This window comes from Paraburkholderia sp. GAS82, from assembly GCF_050436285.1.
In the GTDB taxonomy this organism is placed as follows: Bacteria; Pseudomonadota; Gammaproteobacteria; order Burkholderiales; family Burkholderiaceae; genus Paraburkholderia; species Paraburkholderia phenazinium_B.
This window is the reverse complement of sequence record NZ_JBNDLX010000003.1, coordinates 560,636-577,506: the sequence shown is the minus strand read 5'-3', so window position 1 is coordinate 577,506 and position 16,871 is coordinate 560,636. Positions and strand designations below refer to the sequence as shown.

Sequence of the window (16,871 nt, the reverse complement as noted above, 5' to 3'; positions counted from 1 at the left end):
TTACTCATGACCGAAACAAACGATTCGCTGCGCGACTGCCTTGCGCCAGCGAAGCTCAATCTCTTCCTGCACATCACCGGCCGGCGGCCGGATGGCTATCACTCGCTGCAGACCGTGTTCCAGTTGCTCGACTGGGGCGACACGCTGCATTTCACGCGACGGTCCGACGGTCTCGTCACGCGTAGCAGCGACATCTCCGGTGTGCCGCCGGAACAGGATCTGACGGTGCGAGCCGCGGTACTGCTGAAAAGCCATACGGGCACGCAGGAAGGCGTCGACATTGCGATCGAGAAACGGCTGCCGATGGGCGCCGGCCTCGGCGGCGGCAGTTCGGACGCGGCCACCACGCTGCTGGCGCTGAACCGTCTGTGGAAGCTCGCTCTGCCGCGCGAAGAACTGCAGGCAATTGCACTGAAGCTGGGTGCCGATGTGCCGTTCTTTGTGTTCGGAAAAAATGCGTTTGCAGAGGGTGTCGGAGAGGCATTGGAGGTTGTACAATTGCCGCCGCGATATTTCCTCGTTGTGACACCAAGGGTTCACGTTCCAACTGCAGCGATTTTCTCCGAGAAATCGTTGACAAGGGACTCAAAACCCCTCACAATTACGGACTTTCTTGCACAACAAACTTGCAGTACGGGATGGCCCGACAGTTTTGGCCGGAATGACATGCAGCAAGTTGTCGTGGGAAAATACGCAGAAGTTGCGCAGGTGTTGGGATGGTTTGACAACGTCGCACCCGCGCGGATGACTGGATCAGGTGCAAGCGTTTTTGCAGCGTTCCAAAGTCGCGATGAAGCAGAAGCGGTGCAAGCCAAACTGCCAGGCGAATGGAACAGCGCGGTAACAGCAAGCTTGGATACACATCCACTATTCGGCTTCGCGTCATAAAGTTTTGCATCGTCGAGCGGTCCTACACGCTCGGGGAAGCTCAAAGTTAGTGTAGGGGAGTCGCCAAGTTGGTTAAGGCACCGGATTTTGATTCCGGCATTCGAGGGTTCGAGTCCTTCCTCCCCTGCCAAAAATTCTCGCAGTTCCTCGCCCCCCAGCCAGAAGCAGGTGCATGATGAGCAGCCATGACGGCCTGATGGTTTTTACTGGCAACGCGAATCCCGCGCTTGCACACGAAGTCGTAAAAATCCTCGGTATTCCCCTCGGCAAAGCGATGGTCAGCCGTTTTTCGGACGGCGAGATCCAGGTCGAGATTCAGGAAAACGTGCGCGGCAAGGATGTCTTCGTCCTGCAATCCACGTGCGCGCCGGCGAACGACAACCTGATGGAACTGATGATCATGGTCGATGCGCTCAAGCGCGCATCCGCTGGCCGGATCACCGCTGCTATCCCCTACTTCGGCTATGCCCGCCAGGATCGTCGCCCGCGTTCGGCACGCGTCGCGATCTCGGCCAAGGTGGTGGCGAACATGCTGGAAATCGCTGGCGTCGAGCGGATCATCACGATGGATCTGCACGCTGACCAGATTCAAGGTTTTTTCGACATCCCCGTCGACAACATCTACGCGACGCCCGTGCTGCTCGGCGATCTGCGCAAGCAAAATCACGAGAACCTGCTGGTCGTGTCGCCGGACGTCGGCGGTGTGGTCCGTGCCCGTGCACTGGCCAAGCAACTGAACTGCGATCTCGCGATCATCGACAAGCGCCGCCCGAAGGCGAATATCGCTGAGGTGATGAACATCATCGGTGAAGTCGAAGGCCGTACCTGCGTGATCATGGACGACATGGTCGACACCGCGGGCACGCTCTGCAAGGCTGCACAGGTATTGAAGCAGCGCGGCGCAATCAAGGTGTTCGCGTATGCAACCCACCCGGTTCTGTCGGGCGGTGCCGGCGAGCGTATTGCTGCATCCGCGCTCGACGAACTGGTCGTCACGGACACGATCCCGCTCGGCGAAGAAGCCCGCTCGTGCGCCAAGATCCGTTCGCTGACGAGCGCAGGTCTGTTGGCCGAAACGTTCTCGCGGATCCGCCGCGGCGATTCGGTGATGTCGCTGTTTGCGGAAAGTTAAGTATTTGCGAAGGCGCGACGCGCGGTTACAAATCGCACGCTGCGCTTTTGCACAATCGGCATGGGCGAACGAAGGTTCGTGCCGTCGAGTCTGGGGCCTCGGCCAATCTGGCATGAAGGCCCCGTTTTTACTGCCTGGTCGCGGGCAGTGCATTGGAGATTCAAAATGAAAGTAGTCGCTTTCGAGCGTTCACAGCAAGGTACGGGTGCGAGCCGCCGCCTGCGTATTACCGGCAAGACGCCGGCAATCGTTTATGGCGCTGGTGCTGAACCGCAAATGATCGAACTCGATCACAACGCGTTGTGGCACGCCCTGAAGAAAGAAGTTTTCCATTCGTCGATTCTCGATCTGGAAGTCGGCGGTAAGGCGCAACAGGTTCTGCTGCGCGACGTGCAATACCATCCGTTCCGTCAGCTCGTGCTGCACGTGGACTTCCAGCGCGTCGACGCAACGAAGAAGCTGCACACCAAGGTGCCGCTGCACTTCATGAACCAGGAATCGAACCCGGCAGTCAAGCTGTCGAGCGCGGTGATCTCGCACGTTCTGAACGAAATCGAAATCGAGTGCCTGCCGTCGGCACTGCCTGAGTTCCTCGAAGTCGACCTCGCGAAGATCGAAGCAGGTCAAACGATGCACGCCAAGGACATCGTCCTGCCGGCTGGTGTCGCGCTGATTGCACACATCGAAGCTGAAAACCCGGTGATCGCATCCGCGACGATCCCGGCTGGCGCTGTCGCTGAAGGCGACGCTGCTGCTCCTGCTGCTGGCGAAGGCGAAACGCCGGCCGCTTAAGCTGCATAGAGCGAGCAATCCTCTCGATCCGTTTCAATGGAACGGACGATATGACCCGCCGCGGTTCGCCCCGGCGGGTTTTTTTTCGTTTTTTTCAGGTCGCGTGGTACGCCGCCGGCCCTTAACCCATCATGAATCAATCATGATCAAGCTGATCGTGGGGCTCGGCAACCCGGGCGCCGAATACACCGCGACGCGTCACAACGCCGGTTTCTGGCTGGTCGATCAACTGGCGCGCGAAGCCGGCACCACCTTGCGTGACGAGCGGCGCTTTCACGGCTTCTACGCGAAGGCCCGTCTGCATGGCGAGGAGGTCCATCTGCTCGAGCCGCAGACGTATATGAACCGCTCGGGGCAATCGGTCGTCGCGCTCGCGCATTTCTTCAAAATCCTGCCCGATGAGATTCTGGTTGCGCACGACGAACTCGATCTGCCGCCCGGCACCGTCAAGCTGAAGCTCGGTGGCGGCAGCGGCGGTCATAACGGCCTGAAGGACATCTCCGCGCATCTCTCGTCGCAACAATATTGGCGGCTGCGTATCGGCATTGGCCATCCGCGCGATCTGATTCCGGAAAGTGCGCGTGCCGGCGCCAAGCCGGACGTAGCCAACTATGTGCTGAAGCCGCCGCGCCGCGAAGAGCAGGATGTGATTGACGCATCGATCGAACGCGCGCTCGTCCAGATGCCGCTCGTTGTCAAAGGCGAACTCGACCGGGCGGTAATGCAGTTGCATCGCAGCAGCTGAATATGGAGGCAAGTTTGAGCCGTTACTGGAGTGACATCGTCCACCGTCTGACGCCGTATGTGCCGGGCGAACAGCCCGCGCTCGCCCATCCGGTCAAGCTGAACACCAACGAGAACCCGTATCCTCCGTCGCCGCGCGTGCTGGACGCGATCCGTCATGAACTCGGTGACAGCGCGGAATCGCTGCGACGCTATCCCGACCCGACCGCACGCAAGCTGCGCGAGACGGTCGCGGCGCACCACGGCATCCGCGCCGAACAGGTGTTCGCCGGCAACGGTTCGGACGAAGTTCTCGCGCTGACCTTCCAGGCGCTGCTCAAGCACGACAAGCCGATCCTGTTCCCGGACATCACGTACAGCTTTTATCCGACGTACGCCGGCCTGTTCGAGGTCGATTACCGGACCGTTCCCGTGGATGACGCGTTCGCCATCCGCGTCGACGACTACGATTTGCCCAACGGCGGTGTTCTGTTGCCGAATCCGAACGCGCCGACTGGCCACCCTTTGCCGCTCGGCGAAATCGAGCGGCTGGTGGCACGGCATACCGACTCGGTTGTGGTGATCGACGAAGCATATGTGGACTTCGGCGCGCAGTCGGCGATCTCGCTGATCGACCGCTATCCGAATCTGCTGGTGACGCAGACCGTCTCGAAGTCGCGCTCGCTGGCCGGCATGCGCGTGGGTTTTGCGTTCGGCAATGTGGCGCTGATCGAAGCGCTGACGCGCGTCAAGGACAGCTTCAACTCCTATCCGCTCGACCGGCTTGCACAGGTCGCAGCAATCGCCGCCTATCAGGACGATGTGTGGTTCCGCGACAGTTGCGCGAAAGTTATCGCGAGCCGCGAGCGTCTGTCTGCGGGCCTGACAGGACTTGGTTTCAGTGTCGTGCCGTCGGGGGCGAATTTTGTGTTCGCCCGCCACGAAGGCTATGACGCGGCGACACTTGCCTTACGGCTAAGGGAGAAGGAGATTTTTGTGCGCCATTTCAAGGCGCCGCGCATCGATCAGCATTTACGTATCTCGATCGGCACTGATGCGGAATGCGATATTTTGCTGGAAGCGCTGAAGGATGTGTTTCGCGCGCACGCAGGCTAAGCACGCGGGAACGTGAAGGATGAAGAGTGAGGCGAGACTCACACGCCTCGCCAAAGCAGACTGCTCAGGCCTTGGCGGCCTGCAGCGCGTGATACTTCGCCAGCAGGCCTTCGGGCGTTTCCAGGTGTTCCGGGTCGCGCGGAATGCACTCCACCGGGCACACCTGGATACACTGCGGCTCGTCGAAATGACCGACGCATTCGGTGCATTTCTTCGGGTCGATCACATAGATTTCCGGGCCCATCGAAATTGCGTCGTTCGGGCACTCGGGCTCGCAGACGTCGCAATTGATGCACTCGTCGGTAATCATCAGGGCCATGCTTTTCTCACTTCGGGCCGGCGCGAGGCCGGCTTTCGTTCCGTCAAACCGCTAGTTTACGCTGGTTAGGACTGTCCCGCCTGGCCGTTGTCCTGATCCAGCAAAGCCACCTTGTCCTTCAGCCACTTTTCCACGGACGGGAACACAAACTTGCTGACGTCGCCGCCCAGCTGCGCGATCTCGCGCACGATGGTGCCGGAGATGAACTGATACTGGTCCGATGGCGTCATGAACATGGTCTCGACGTCGGGCAGCAGATAGCGGTTCATGCCGGCCATCTGAAACTCGTATTCGAAGTCCGACACGGCGCGCAGGCCGCGCACGATCACACGGGCGTTGTTGGTGCGAACGAAATCCTTCAATAGCCCCTTGAAGCTCATTACCTGCACATTCGGGTAATGACCGAGGACTTCGTGAGCGATATCGAGGCGCTCTTCGAGCGTGAAGAACGGCTTCTTGTTGCGGCTGTCGGCGACGCCTACCACCAGCGTATCGAAAATGCTCGACGCGCGCCGAACGAGGTCTTCGTGACCGCGCGTCAGCGGGTCGAACGTACCCGGGTACACGGCGACTACCATGACACTTCTCCTCTCTTCAGACAAATGGGCACGTCAAGCACGCCCGCAGGGCGCGTTTGCCGCCGATCGCGCGCGTGACGGCTAGCCGTCCGGCGCTTGTTTTGGAACGCGCATTATTCCTCATTTTCGCGCTGCAGCAAATGATAGTGGACCGCCCCAGCCTTCCCCTGCCGAACGATGGTCCAGCCCGCCAGCGCGGGCGTCTGTGCGACGTCGAGCGCATCGCCGGCTTCCACATAGAGGAATCCTTCGGCGCTGACGAGCGGTGCCGCCAGTTCCAGCGCGCGGCCCAGCAGGTCGGAATCGAACGGCGGATCGAGGAACACCACGTCGAACGAACCGGGTGCGAGGCTCGCCGCGAGGCGCAGCGCGTCCGCTTCGGCCACTTCTATCGTGTTGGGCGCGAGGCGCGCCTGATTGGCACGCAATTGCCCGGCCGCCTTACCGTGGTGCTCGACCATCAAAACCCGTGCCGCGCCGCGCGAAGCCGCCTCGAAGCCCAGCGCCCCGCTGCCGGCAAACAGATCGAGGCAACGCTGGCCGTCAAGGCGCTGACCGAGCCAGTTAAAGAGCGTTTCCCGCACGCGGTCGGGCGTAGGACGCAGGCCGTCGAGGTCGAGGACAGGCAACGGTGTGCGCTTCCAGTCGCCGCCAATGATGCGGATGGCGTGCGGTTTGCCGCGGTGAGACGGAGCAGCTGGCGCGCGGGAGGTAGAAGGACGAGGCATGCAGATTCGAACGGTTAAACGGTTAGGCAGTTACCCATAGGCGCTTTTGCACCGGGGTTGGAGAGGCAACGTTACCACAGGGTGAAAAGCATCTCACCCTGGCCGGACGGCTAATGCGGCCAGATCAGACATGCCTGATAAAATAAGCGCCTTCCAGCGCCTTGCATCCCGCATTGTCACGCTGCCTGCCGCTGCCACCGGGCCCAACCGGCTGCGCGCACCGGCGCTCGCTCTCACCACGCCAGAACATGTTCAGCTTTTTCAAACGATTCAAGGGTTCGAAAGACCCTGACGCGACGCCCGAGGAATCGCAGACGGCGCAGGAATCCGTCGCTCCGCAAGCCGAAGCCGCTGCGGCACGGCCGGCCCCGCCTGCTGCACAAACCGCCCCGCGGCCCGTCAGCAACACTGGCACGCAAGCCGCGCCCGTGAGCGACATCGAGCCGCTTGTGCCCCTGCAAGCGCAGCCTGAAGAGGAAACCGCGCTCGAAACCGTGGAGATCGTGCCGCCGCCGTTGCCCGAAGCTGCGGCCAAGCGGTCCTGGCTCACGCGCCTGAAAACCGGTCTGTCCAAGACCAGTTCGAACCTGACCGGCATCTTCATCAACGCCAAGATCGACGATGACCTCTACGAGGAGCTCGAAACCGCCCTGCTGATGTCCGACGCAGGTGTCGACGCCACCGAATTTCTGCTCGAATCGCTGCGTGAAAAAGTCCGCGCCGAGCGTCTGACCGAGCCGCAACAGGTCAAGGCCGCGCTACGCACACTGTTGATCGACCTGCTCAAACCGCTCGAAAAATCACTGATGCTGGGCCGCGCCCAGCCGCTCGTGATGATGATCGCGGGGGTGAACGGCGCCGGCAAAACCACTAGCATCGGCAAGCTCGCGAAGCATCTGCAGAGCTTCAACCAGTCGGTGCTGCTGGCTGCAGGCGACACCTTCCGCGCCGCCGCGCGCGAACAGCTTGCGATCTGGGGCGAACGCAACAACGTGACGGTCGTGTCACAGGAAAGCGGCGATCCGGCCGCGGTGATCTTCGACGCGGTCGGCGCAGCTCGCGCGCGCAAGATCGATGTGCTGATGGCCGATACGGCCGGACGTCTGCCAACCCAGTTGCATCTGATGGAAGAGTTGCGCAAGGTCAAGCGCGTGATCGGCAAGGCGATGGACAGCGCCCCGCACGAAGTGCTGCTCGTGATCGACGCCAACACCGGTCAGAACGCGCTCACGCAAGTAAAAGCGTTCGACGATGCGCTCGGACTCACAGGTCTGATCGTCACCAAGCTCGACGGCACGGCCAAAGGCGGCATTCTCGCGGCCATTGCACGGCAACGGCCGATCCCGGTGTACTTCATCGGCGTCGGCGAGAAGGTGGAGGACTTGCAGCCGTTCAGCGCCGAGGAGTTTTCTGACGCGTTGCTCGGCGGCTAAACAGCGCGGATGGCATCTCGCCGGCGTGAGTCGCAAGATCGCGGCACCAACAAAGAGGGCGCTCCGGGGAGCGCCCTCTTTGTTGGTGCTATACCTGGCCACAATGGCTCAGCGGCCCATTGACTCCCCCCTCACTCCGCATCCGGTTGCACACCGGGCGCCGCGCGCGCAAACGCATCAAGCTGCAACGCCTGATCGTGAATGCGATGGATCGTCGGAAAACGCGTCAGGTCGATCTTGAAGCGCTGCGCGTTGAACACCTGCGGCACGAGACACGCATCGGCCATCGTCGGCGTATCGCCGAAGCAGAACTTGCCGGTGCGCGAATCGCTCGCCAGATGCTCTTCGAGCGTCGTGAAACCCGCCTCGACCCAATGCCGGTACCACTCGTCCCTGGTCGCGTCGTCGGCGCCCACCGTGTGCTTCAGATATTTCAGGACGCGCAGATTGTTCACGGGATGGATCTCGCAAGCCACCTGCAGCGCCACCGAGCGCACATACGCGCGATCAACCGGCGACTTCGGCAGCAACGGTGGCTCCGGATGCGTTTCCTCCAGATACTCGATGATCGCGAGCGACTGCGTCAAAACGTTGTCGCCATCCACGAGCGTGGGCAGGATCGCATCCGGATTCAGCCGGCGATATGCCGGCTTGAGCTGCTCGCCGCCATCGCGCAGCAGATGCACCGGCGCATAGTCATACGGCAGCCCCTTCAGATTCAAGGCTATCCGCACGCGATACGCCGCCGAGCTACGAAAATAGCTATAAAGCTTCATATTTATCTGTCTCCTCCCTGCGGCAGCTTCAGACGACGCGTACGCTGAATTCGCCGAGTCCGTCCACGCCGCCCTTCATCGTGTCGCCCTTCACGACAGCGCCGACGCCTTCGGGCGTGCCCGTGAAAATCAGATCGCCGGGCTGCAGTTCGAACAGCGTCGACAGATACGCAATCGTCTCCGCCACCGACCAGATCAGCTGCGACACATCCGAGCGCTGCTTTTCTTCACCGTTGACGGTGAGCCAGATCGCGCCCTTATCGACTTGTCCAATCTTCGAAACCGGATGGATCGGGCCGAGCGGCGCCGAGTGATCGAAGCCCTTCGCGGTATCCCAGGGTCGGCCCAGCTTCTTCGCTTCAGCCTGCAAATCGCGCCGCGTCATATCGAGCCCGAGCGCGTAGCCATACACATGTTCCAGCGCCTCTCCGACCGGAATGTCTTTGCCCGGCTTGCCGATCGCCGCGACCAGTTCCATTTCGAAGTGAACGTTCTTCGATTGGGCCGGGTACGGAAATTCGCCAGTCTCGCCCGGAGCGACATAGACGACGGCATCCGCGGGCTTGCTGAAGAAAAACGGCGGTTCACGGTCAGGGTCGTGCCCCATCTCGCGCGCGTGCGCTTCGTAATTACGGCCCACGCAGTAAATACGACGCACCGCGAATTGATCGCTGGACCCGACGACCGGCACCGCGACTACCGGTGCGGGAGCAAACACGTAACTCATCCCGTTCTCCAATCTTTAGTAAGCGCCGCGAGCGCGGCAATAAAGCATTGAGTTTAACGCGAGGGGGAACGGGCTGCGCGCGAACCCGGCAGTCCAGAGAGGCCCAGCGGTGGCGCCCGGCATGAGATGAGCCGCTGACGCTTGCAGCCCTGTGTCAACTTGCGGAAACGCCATAGATGCGATACTCACTACAGATACCGCTGCGGGTATATCTGCGAATAGCGCAACCGATCCCGCCGCAGACAACGCGAACACCCTTTGAATACCGTGGCCGACGCCGTCCATGGCGCGCCTGGCCACCCAGCCCCACTAAGCCCGATGACCGAATCCGCCGATACCGCCGTCCCCGACTTCCCCTGCGCCCGCTTTATCAAGGAGATTGGCCGCGGCCCGAACGGCGCACGCGCGCTGACGCCCGAAGACACGCACGCGCTCTACAGCGCGATGCTCGACGGACGCGTCTCCGATCTCGAACTCGGCGCGGTGCTACTGGCGTACCGGGTCAAGGGCGAAACCGCTGACGAGCTCGCCGCGATGCTGGCGGCCGCCCATGCCTCGTTCGAGCCGATCCAGATTGCACACAGCGCCTACCGGCCGGTTTCCATCCCCAGCTACAACGGCGCGCGCAAGCAGCCGAACCTGGTGCCGCTGCTCGCGCTGCTGCTGGCCCGTGAAGGGGTGCCGGTACTCGTGCACGGCGTCACTGAAGACCCGGGCCGCGTGACCAGCGCCGAGATCTTCACCCATCTGCAGATCGCGCACGCGCAGGATCATGCGCAGATCGAAGACAGCCTCGCCTCGCGCCGCCTTGCCTTTGCGCCGATCACCGCGCTCGCGCCAAAGCTCGCGCGCCTGCTGGCGCTGCGCCGCCGGATGGGCGTGCGCAATTCCACGCATACGCTCGTCAAGATCCTGCAACCGTTCGCGCCGCCCGGGCTGCGGCTCGTGAACTACACGCATCCACCCTATCGTGACGCCCTGACCCAATTGTTCGTCACTCATCCGGATGCGGCCGCAGGTGGTGCGCTGCTCGCACGCGGCACAGAAGGCGAAGCCGTCGCCGATACGCGCCGGCAGGTGCAGATCGACTGGCTGCATGACGGCATCTGCGAAACACGCGTGGCCGCCGAGCGCTCCTCGGCAGACGCCCCCGAAGTCGAGTTGCCCGAAGCACGCGACGCCGCTACCACCGCTGCGTGGATCGATGCCGTACTGCGCGGCGAAGCGCCCGTGCCGAGCGCGATCGAACGGCAGATTGGCGTGATCGCGGAGATCGCCCGAATCTCGGCGTGACGGGCTTCGCGCGGGCGCTACGGCGCTTCACGCGAGGCTGCGCAACGATCCATTGTGAGCATCCGCGGTTGACACGCTGCGGCCCGCTCGCATACATTTGACCCATGCGTTCCCTTCCGAACACCCTCCGAATTACCTCCGGCCGCCTAGCGCGGCCCCTATCGCTACGTCTAGCGTAAGCCAGGCGTAGCGCCGCGCGTTGGCCGCCCCAGCGGTTCAAAGCCGGTCCTCAAAGTAGTCCCGCAGTTTCCGTTGCACCCCAAACCGTAGTTCCTTTTACAACCTGTCAGTCGTTTGTATTCGTCCGTTTACCGTTCGGACGAATCGCGAAGGTCGCATCCGTGGCAACCCGCCAGCCGCTCGAGGCCACGCCCCTTTGCATACGACAGAACGAACGAGGCTCATCATGTTGCGCAATCCCGCTGAAAAATACCGGCCGTTCCCCGCCGTCCGTTTGCCCGGCCGAAAATGGCCCAGCCGCACGATCCAGCAAGCCCCCATCTGGATGGCCACCGACCTGCGCGACGGCAACCAGTCGCTGATCGAGCCCATGAGCATCGCGCAAAAGCTCGAGTTCTTCGAGATGCTGGTCCGGATCGGCTTCAAGGAAATCGAAGTCGGCTTTCCGTCGGCCTCGCAGACCGACTTCGATTTCGTGCGCAAGCTGATCGACGAGAAGCGCGTTCCCGACGATGTGACGATCCAGGTGCTCGTCCAGTCGCGCGAAGAACTGATCGCGCGCACCTTCGAGGCGCTCGACGGCGTGCCGCGCGCGATCGTCCACTTGTACAACGCGATCGCACCGGCGTTCCGCAAGATCGTCTTCAACCAGTCGAAAGACGAAGTGAAGGCGCTCGCGGTCGAGGGCACGCGGCTCATCAAGCAGTACGCGCAAGAACGGCCGCAGACGCACTGGATCTACCAGTACTCGCCCGAAACCTTCAGCATGACCGAGCTGCCGTTCGCCCGCGAGGTGTGCGATGCGGTCGCTCAGACGTGGCGGCCCACGCGGGATCACAAGATGATCGTTAATCTGCCCGCTACGGTCGAAGCCGCAATGCCGAACGTGTACGCCGACCAGATCGAATGGATGGACCGCAATCTCGGCTACCGGGACAGCATCGTGCTGTCGGTGCATCCGCATAACGATCGCGGCACCGCGGTCGCCGCCGCCGAGCTCGCCGTGCTGGCGGGCGCGGATCGCGTCGAAGGGTGTCTCTTCGGGAATGGCGAGCGCACCGGCAATGTCGACCTCGTCACGCTGGCGATGAATCTTTACACCCAAGGCATCGACCCAGGCCTCGACTTCTCGAATATCGACGCGGTACGCCGCGTGGTAGAGCGCTGCAACCAGTTGCCGGTGCATCCGCGCCATCCGTATGCGGGCGATCTCGTCTATACGGCGTTCTCGGGATCGCACCAGGATGCGATTCGCAAGGGCTTTGCCCAGCAGAAGCCGGACGCAGTGTGGGAAGTGCCCTATCTGCCGGTCGACCCGGCCGACGTGGGCCGCAGTTATGACGCTGTGATCCGCGTGAACAGCCAGTCGGGCAAAGGTGGCTCGACCTACCTGCTCGAACGCGGCATGGGCTTCACGCCGCCGCGCCGCGTGCAGATCGAGTTCAGCCACGCGGTGCAGGCCGCCACGGATATCAGTGGCGCCGAGATCAGCGGTGAGGCGATCTGTGCGTTGTTCGCCCGCGAGTACTTCGAGACCGCAGGGCCGGCGCGGCGGGTCAACGCTTCAACCGTGCGGTGGGAAGATCGCGACGTCAATGTGGCGGCGACGAATCGGCCCCGTGCGCCGTCCGAGGCGCAAGACGCGCAGCATGCGCCGCACGAGCAACACGCCCGCCGCGTCGCCGCCGCGTTCGCTGCAGTTGCGGGGCAGACGATTGAGGTCATCTCGTTTGAAAGCACTCGTACCACCGATGGGCGCACGGCGGTGTTCGCGGGCTGCAGGGTCGGAGAGCACGCGGTCCGGTACGGCGTTGGAGTTAGCCCGGAAGCTGCGACGGCGGTCGTGGATGCCGTTGTCAGCGCGGTGAACCGGGCAATCGGAACAAACGAGGCGGCCGGGACAGATATGGCAGAAGTGGTAAATTCGGCGGCGTGGCAAGAGCGCGACCGTAGAGTCGCGGCCTGACGGCAACCGGCTGCTCAACTCAGACGCAAAAGCAGACAACAACCTTAAGAGAGCGCGGCACGATCTGCCGCGCCTACGAGCACGGGTCGCTCACCCAGCGTCCCGGCGAGAGAAGCCCACCCTCACTCGATCGCGCAACGCGTTGCCTGCCATGCGACCAGCCGCCACTCACCGTCTTCCTGCGCATGCAGTGCCGTATAGGCAATCGGGAACAGCAACGCGCCGTTGTTCGCCTCCATCTCGATGAGCGCTCGCCCCGTGACGATCACACAGGTTTCACGCCCCACCGGCAGCACCTCCTGTGACTGGATCTCGATCTGCCGATAACGACGGCGCCCCGCTGTGATTCCGTCGATGAACTGCCGCTTCGTTTCCCGTTTGCCATTCGTGTGGACATAGCTGACGGTCTCGGAGAGCAGCGAGTCGAGCAACGGTCCGTTGCCATCGACCATCGCTCGAAAGCGGTCGCGCTCGAGCCCACGAATCGCCTCGATCACCTTTGCGGACATTGCTCAGCCCCTTTGCCTCGACGGGCCGACAGCGGCCGCGGTCTTAGAAGTTACGTTGCAAATATAGCTGGCTGAAATTTATACCAGGTTTGGGCTCTTTGATACCGCCGTTCGCGAAGGACGCCAAAACCGGTAGACCGCCAGACACTGCTGCCGACATACGAAGCCCGCCCCCACGTCAGCTGTCGAAGGGACGCTGGAACATTGCGGCGTGGCCGCGATCCAACTTCAATCGCGGTACCCACCGCGCATAAATTGCCCTTGAAAAAGCCGGTCCTGCACCCCATATACCGAAAGCCACGGGCGCAAGAAATCATAAGAAGAAACTCGGAATTCAGCAGACCAATACTCGAAAAGGCCGAAAACTGGTGACAGTTCACCAAGGTGCCCCCATCCAGAGCAAATCCTACGCTCATCCCCGTCAAAGCGTAGAAAGCGTATGATGCTATTGAAAATCAAATTTCGATAGCCAGGCGGGAACCATGATACCCCCACACACTCTAAGTATTAGCACTCGGATATTGAGAGTGCTAACATCCACGCTGGAGTCGAAGTTCGACTGAGCTTTTGGCTGATTCCAAAGGAGTTTTCTACGTGAGCAACGCAATGACCCTTCCGAGTACTCTGAGCCCGTCGTCGGCTAAGGCCGCTTCGGCAGGTGCACTGGCGCTCTCGCATTCTTCGCTGCTGCCCGGTCAACTGGGCAATATCGACGCCTACATCCAGGCCGTGAACCGGATTCCGATGCTGACGCCGGCGGAGGAACGACAGTTCGCCACCGAATTTCGCGAGCAGGGTAACCTGGAGTCCGCGCGCCGCCTCGTCCTGTCGCATTTGCGACTGGTGGTGTCGATCGCGCGCAACTATCTGGGCTATGGCCTGCCGCATGCCGACCTGATCCAGGAAGGCAATATCGGCCTGATGAAGGCCGTGAAGCGCTTCGATCCGGAGCAGAACGTGCGTCTCGTGTCGTACGCCATGCACTGGATCAAGGCCGAGATCCACGAATACATCCTGCGCAACTGGCGCATGGTGAAGGTCGCCACCACCAAGGCGCAGCGCAAGCTGTTCTTCAACCTGCGCAGCCACAAGCAGGGCTTGGGCGCGTTCACGCCGGACGAGATCGAAGGTCTCGCCAAGGAACTGAACGTCAAGCGCGAGGAAGTGGCCGAGATGGAAACGCGCCTATCCGGTGGCGATATCGCACTGGAAGGTCAGGTGGAGGACGGCGAGGAATCGTACGCGCCGATCGCCTATCTGGCCGATTCGCATAGCGAACCGACCGCCGTGCTGGCAGCGCGTCAGCGCGACAAGTTGCAAAGCGACGGCATCGCCAGCGCCCTCGAATCGCTGGACGCACGCAGCCGCCGGATTATCGAAGCCCGCTGGCTGCAGGTGCAGGATGACGGTTCGGGTGGTTCGACGCTGCACGACCTGGCAGACGAATTCGGCGTGTCGGCCGAGCGCATTCGCCAGATCGAGGCGAGCGCCATGAAGAAAATGCGCAGCGCATTGAACGAGTACGCTTAACGCAAAATAGCGGCACTCGGCGCCGTCAGACACTCGTCCGCGCTCTGTAAGACATCAGCCCTGCCCTCGTAAGACGGCGGGGCTTTTTCATTTACCACGTCCCAACCCCACCCCATTTCCTTGACGTAGCGCAAGGTTGCTTGTATTAGTGACGTGGACGGCATGCCTACGCGACCCAATGCCACAGTCGCGAACTTCCTCGCTGCCAGCCCCTATCTTAATATCGTTATGCATTCTCCAAGCCGTCTGCGCGGCCTGGATCCGGCCGGGTAAACCGGTGTGAAGTCGAACCATCGACCGATCATGACCATAACGCTACACGAGAGGACTCCGCCTCGCCCTGCCCTGCGCGCGCGAATCGCCGCCTGGGCACGCGGACCGACCTTCGGGCGAGATATCGCCATCGTGCTTGCCATCAAATTTGCACTCCTGATGGTGCTCAAGTACGCGTTTTTCAATCATCCCATGGCGGAGAACATGTCCATGCCGCCCGCGCTCGTCGCGCAGGCGCTGCTCTCCGCGCCCGCCCCGCATCCGTCTCAAGGTGATCAACATGCCCGGTAGCGAAGTCGTCGACCTCTCGCGTCTCCAGTTTGCGGTGACGGCGCTTTATCACTTTTTGTTCGTACCCCTTACGCTCGGACTGTCCTGGCTGCTCGTCATCATGGAATCCGTCTACGTGATGACCGGCAAGCAGATCTACAAGGACATGACGCAGTTCTGGGGCAAGCTGTTCGGCATCAACTTCGCGATGGGCGTCACCACCGGTCTCACGCTGGAGTTCCAGTTCGGCACCAACTGGTCGTACTACTCCCATTACGTCGGCGATATCTTCGGCGTACCGCTCGCGGTCGAAGGGCTGATGGCGTTCTTCCTTGAGTCGACCTTCGTCGGCCTGTTCTTCTTCGGCTGGCCACGGTTGTCACGGGTGCAGCATCTGATCGTCACCTTCCTCGTTGCACTGGGTTCGAACCTGTCCGCGTTGTGGATTCTGGTCGCCAACGGCTGGATGAACAATCCGGTCGGCGCCGAGTTCAACTACGAAACCATGCGGATGGAACTGTCGAGCATCTACGCGGTGCTGTTCAATCCCGTTGCACAGGTGAAGTTCGTGCACACGGTTTCCGCCGGCTATGTGACGGCTTCGATGTTCGTGCTCGGCATCTCGTCGTGGTACCTGCTCAAGCGGCGCGACACGGAATTCGCGCTACGCTCGTTCGCGATAGCGGCGGGCTTCGGCCTCGCATCGACGGTCTGCGTGATCGTGCTCGGCGACGAATCCGGCTACCGCACCGGCGAAGTCCAGCAGGTCAAACTCGCCGCCATTGAATCGGAATGGGAGACCGCGCCGGCGCCCGCACCATTCACGATATTTGGCATCCCGAACCAGAAGGAAGAGCGGACCGACTATGCGATCCGGATTCCATACGCGCTCGGGATCATCGCAACGCGTTCGCTCGATGAGCCGGTGCTCGGTCTGAAGGATCTGATCGCGCAAAACCAGCTGCGCATCAAGGACGGCATGATTGCGTACGGCGCGCTGCAGCAGCTCAAACAAGGCAATGCCACCGACGACGCCAAGGTCGCCTTCGCGCTGCACAAGGACAATCTCGGCTACGCGCTGATGCTCAAGCAGTTCACGCCCAACGTCACGGATGCCACGCCGGACCAGATCGCCCAGGCGGCGAAGAAGACGATTCCGCCGGTGTTGCCGGTGTTCTTCTCATTCCGCATGATGGTTGGCCTCGGCATCCTGTTCCTCGTGACCTTCCTGCTCGCATTCTGGTTCTGCGCGCAGCGCTCGCTGCTGCTGGATAAGCGCCGCTGGTTTCTGCGCTGGGCCGTGTGGGCGATTCCATTGCCGTGGCTTGCGGCGGAATTCGGCTGGATCGTCGCCGAACTGGGGCGTCAGCCGTGGACGATTGCAGGCATCCTGCCCACCGCGCTGTCGGCTTCGAGCCTGACGGCCTCGGACCTGTATCTGAGCATCGGCGGCTTCGTGGTGTTTTACACGGCGTTGTTCGTGATCGAAATCACGCTGATGTTCAAGTACGCGCGGCTCGGTCCGTCGTCATTGCATACGGGACGGTATCACCATGAGACGCCGCCACAGGGTCAGCCGTCCAAGCCGCTGAGTACCACTGTTGCATGATCGGCCATCAGACTGCGCAAGCTGTCCTA

General features: G+C 61.8%; 17 protein-coding genes, 1 tRNA gene and 1 pseudogene. 12 read left to right on the top strand and 7 right to left on the bottom strand.

The annotated features are described in order from the left end of the window. Positions 1-6 precede the first annotated feature (6 nt). The 6 genes from ispE (at position 7) to hisC (ending at position 4,651) form a co-directional block, all read left to right on the top strand. Positions 7-888 carry a 4-(cytidine 5'-diphospho)-2-C-methyl-D-erythritol kinase gene (gene ispE, locus P3T17_RS12960; protein ID WP_429407055.1) on the top strand — a complete coding sequence of 294 codons (882 nt, stop codon included), beginning with the start codon at positions 7-9 and terminating at the stop codon, positions 886-888. 53 nt (positions 889-941) lie between these two features. After that, positions 942-1,018 (top strand) — tRNA-Gln (locus P3T17_RS12955). A 45-nt stretch (positions 1,019-1,063) separates the two neighbouring features. After that, a complete protein-coding gene (locus P3T17_RS12950) occupies positions 1,064-2,020 on the top strand; it encodes a ribose-phosphate pyrophosphokinase (RefSeq protein ID WP_074263292.1) in 957 nt (318 codons plus the stop codon). 165 nt (positions 2,021-2,185) lie between these two features. After that, positions 2,186-2,812 carry a 50S ribosomal protein L25/general stress protein Ctc gene (locus P3T17_RS12945; RefSeq protein WP_074263291.1) on the top strand — a complete coding sequence of 209 codons (627 nt, stop codon included), beginning with the start codon at positions 2,186-2,188 and terminating at the stop codon, positions 2,810-2,812. Between the two features lie 142 nt (positions 2,813-2,954). Beyond that, entirely contained in the window at positions 2,955-3,557 is a 603-nt protein-coding gene (gene pth, locus P3T17_RS12940; protein ID WP_122153316.1) for an aminoacyl-tRNA hydrolase, read from the top strand. 14 nt (positions 3,558-3,571) lie between these two features. Continuing rightward, on the top strand, positions 3,572-4,651 hold the full coding sequence (hisC, locus tag P3T17_RS12935; RefSeq protein WP_429407216.1) for a histidinol-phosphate transaminase: 1,080 nt from the start codon (positions 3,572-3,574) through the stop codon (positions 4,649-4,651). Positions 4,652-4,715: 64 nt separating this feature from the next. On the opposite strand, the gene P3T17_RS12930 is transcribed toward hisC, so the two are convergent. The 3 genes from P3T17_RS12930 to rsmD all read right to left on the bottom strand — a co-directional run bounded on the left by P3T17_RS12930 (position 4,716) and on the right by rsmD (position 6,276). After that, positions 4,716-4,970 (bottom strand): YfhL family 4Fe-4S dicluster ferredoxin, encoded by a 255-nt coding sequence (locus P3T17_RS12930; protein WP_429286764.1) that lies wholly within the window; start codon positions 4,968-4,970, stop codon positions 4,716-4,718. A 65-nt stretch (positions 4,971-5,035) separates the two neighbouring features. Next, positions 5,036-5,548 carry a pantetheine-phosphate adenylyltransferase gene (gene coaD, locus P3T17_RS12925; RefSeq protein ID WP_429286763.1) on the bottom strand — a complete coding sequence of 171 codons (513 nt, stop codon included), beginning with the start codon at positions 5,546-5,548 and terminating at the stop codon, positions 5,036-5,038. Positions 5,549-5,661: 113 nt separating this feature from the next. Next, positions 5,662-6,276 (bottom strand): 16S rRNA (guanine(966)-N(2))-methyltransferase RsmD, encoded by a 615-nt coding sequence (gene rsmD / locus P3T17_RS12920; RefSeq protein ID WP_429407052.1) that lies wholly within the window; start codon positions 6,274-6,276, stop codon positions 5,662-5,664. A gap of 248 nt (positions 6,277-6,524) precedes the next feature. On the opposite strand from rsmD, the gene ftsY reads away from it, so the two are divergent. Beyond that, on the top strand, positions 6,525-7,709 hold the full coding sequence (gene ftsY, locus P3T17_RS12915) for a signal recognition particle-docking protein FtsY (protein WP_429407050.1): 1,185 nt from the start codon (positions 6,525-6,527) through the stop codon (positions 7,707-7,709). A gap of 131 nt (positions 7,710-7,840) precedes the next feature. Here ftsY and maiA read toward each other — a convergent pair whose 3' ends face one another. Together maiA and P3T17_RS12905 are read right to left on the bottom strand one after the other, a co-directional pair. Continuing rightward, positions 7,841-8,485, bottom strand: coding sequence for a maleylacetoacetate isomerase (gene maiA, locus P3T17_RS12910; RefSeq protein WP_429286761.1), 645 nt, complete (start codon positions 8,483-8,485; stop codon positions 7,841-7,843). 28 nt (positions 8,486-8,513) lie between these two features. After that, positions 8,514-9,212: a fumarylacetoacetate hydrolase family protein gene (locus tag P3T17_RS12905; protein ID WP_074263284.1), complete on the bottom strand. Its 699-nt coding sequence runs from the start codon at positions 9,210-9,212 to the stop codon at positions 8,514-8,516. 318 nt (positions 9,213-9,530) lie between these two features. Here P3T17_RS12905 and ybiB point away from each other — a divergent pair, with 318 nt between their 5' ends. Further along, a complete protein-coding gene (gene ybiB / locus P3T17_RS12900; protein ID WP_074263283.1) occupies positions 9,531-10,505 on the top strand; it encodes a DNA-binding protein YbiB in 975 nt (324 codons plus the stop codon). A 406-nt stretch (positions 10,506-10,911) separates the two neighbouring features. After that, positions 10,912-12,651 (top strand): 2-isopropylmalate synthase, encoded by a 1,740-nt coding sequence (gene leuA, locus P3T17_RS12895; protein WP_429407048.1) that lies wholly within the window; start codon positions 10,912-10,914, stop codon positions 12,649-12,651. Positions 12,652-12,773: 122 nt separating this feature from the next. On the opposite strand, the gene P3T17_RS12890 is transcribed toward leuA, so the two are convergent. Together P3T17_RS12890 and P3T17_RS12885 are read right to left on the bottom strand one after the other, a co-directional pair. Continuing rightward, positions 12,774-13,160, bottom strand: a complete 387-nt coding sequence (locus P3T17_RS12890; protein WP_074263282.1) for a nuclear transport factor 2 family protein — start codon at positions 13,158-13,160, stop codon at positions 12,774-12,776. Between the two features lie 43 nt (positions 13,161-13,203). Next, positions 13,204-13,343, bottom strand: a pseudogene (locus tag P3T17_RS12885) (acyloxyacyl hydrolase); the annotation flags it as partial. 411 nt (positions 13,344-13,754) lie between these two features. On the opposite strand from P3T17_RS12885, the gene rpoH reads away from it, so the two are divergent. The 3 genes from rpoH to P3T17_RS12870 all read left to right on the top strand — a co-directional run bounded on the left by rpoH (position 13,755) and on the right by P3T17_RS12870 (position 16,842). Further along, a complete protein-coding gene (rpoH, locus tag P3T17_RS12880; RefSeq protein WP_074263281.1) occupies positions 13,755-14,690 on the top strand; it encodes an RNA polymerase sigma factor RpoH in 936 nt (311 codons plus the stop codon). A 303-nt stretch (positions 14,691-14,993) separates the two neighbouring features. Next, positions 14,994-15,254, top strand: a complete 261-nt coding sequence (cydP, locus tag P3T17_RS12875; RefSeq protein ID WP_074263280.1) for a cytochrome oxidase putative small subunit CydP — start codon at positions 14,994-14,996, stop codon at positions 15,252-15,254. Then, positions 15,244-16,842, top strand: a complete 1,599-nt coding sequence (locus P3T17_RS12870) for a cytochrome ubiquinol oxidase subunit I (protein ID WP_429407045.1) — start codon at positions 15,244-15,246, stop codon at positions 16,840-16,842. The genes cydP and P3T17_RS12870 overlap by 11 nt, the downstream gene beginning before the upstream one ends. Positions 16,843-16,871 lie beyond the last annotated feature (29 nt).

Excerpts from the sequence above, each read along its gene's own strand:
- ispE (WP_429407055.1), top strand. The coding sequence starts at position 7 with ATGACCGAAACAAACGATTCGCTGCGCGACTGCCTTGCGCCAGCGAAG.
- P3T17_RS12950 (WP_074263292.1), top strand. The coding sequence starts at position 1,064 with ATGAGCAGCCATGACGGCCTGATGGTTTTTACTGGCAACGCGAATCCC.
- P3T17_RS12945 (WP_074263291.1), top strand. The coding sequence starts at position 2,186 with ATGAAAGTAGTCGCTTTCGAGCGTTCACAGCAAGGTACGGGTGCGAGC.
- pth (WP_122153316.1), top strand. The coding sequence starts at position 2,955 with ATGATCAAGCTGATCGTGGGGCTCGGCAACCCGGGCGCCGAATACACC.
- P3T17_RS12930 (WP_429286764.1), bottom strand. The coding sequence starts at position 4,970 with ATGGCCCTGATGATTACCGACGAGTGCATCAATTGCGACGTCTGCGAG.
- coaD (WP_429286763.1), bottom strand. The coding sequence starts at position 5,548 with ATGGTAGTCGCCGTGTACCCGGGTACGTTCGACCCGCTGACGCGCGGT.
- rsmD (WP_429407052.1), bottom strand. The coding sequence starts at position 6,276 with ATGCCTCGTCCTTCTACCTCCCGCGCGCCAGCTGCTCCGTCTCACCGC.
- ftsY (WP_429407050.1), top strand. The coding sequence starts at position 6,525 with ATGTTCAGCTTTTTCAAACGATTCAAGGGTTCGAAAGACCCTGACGCG.
- maiA (WP_429286761.1), bottom strand. The coding sequence starts at position 8,485 with ATGAAGCTTTATAGCTATTTTCGTAGCTCGGCGGCGTATCGCGTGCGG.
- P3T17_RS12905 (WP_074263284.1), bottom strand. The coding sequence starts at position 9,212 with ATGAGTTACGTGTTTGCTCCCGCACCGGTAGTCGCGGTGCCGGTCGTC.
- ybiB (WP_074263283.1), top strand. The coding sequence starts at position 9,531 with ATGACCGAATCCGCCGATACCGCCGTCCCCGACTTCCCCTGCGCCCGC.
- leuA (WP_429407048.1), top strand. The coding sequence starts at position 10,912 with ATGTTGCGCAATCCCGCTGAAAAATACCGGCCGTTCCCCGCCGTCCGT.
- P3T17_RS12890 (WP_074263282.1), bottom strand. The coding sequence starts at position 13,160 with ATGTCCGCAAAGGTGATCGAGGCGATTCGTGGGCTCGAGCGCGACCGC.
- cydP (WP_074263280.1), top strand. The coding sequence starts at position 14,994 with ATGACCATAACGCTACACGAGAGGACTCCGCCTCGCCCTGCCCTGCGC.
- P3T17_RS12870 (WP_429407045.1), top strand. The coding sequence starts at position 15,244 with ATGCCCGGTAGCGAAGTCGTCGACCTCTCGCGTCTCCAGTTTGCGGTG.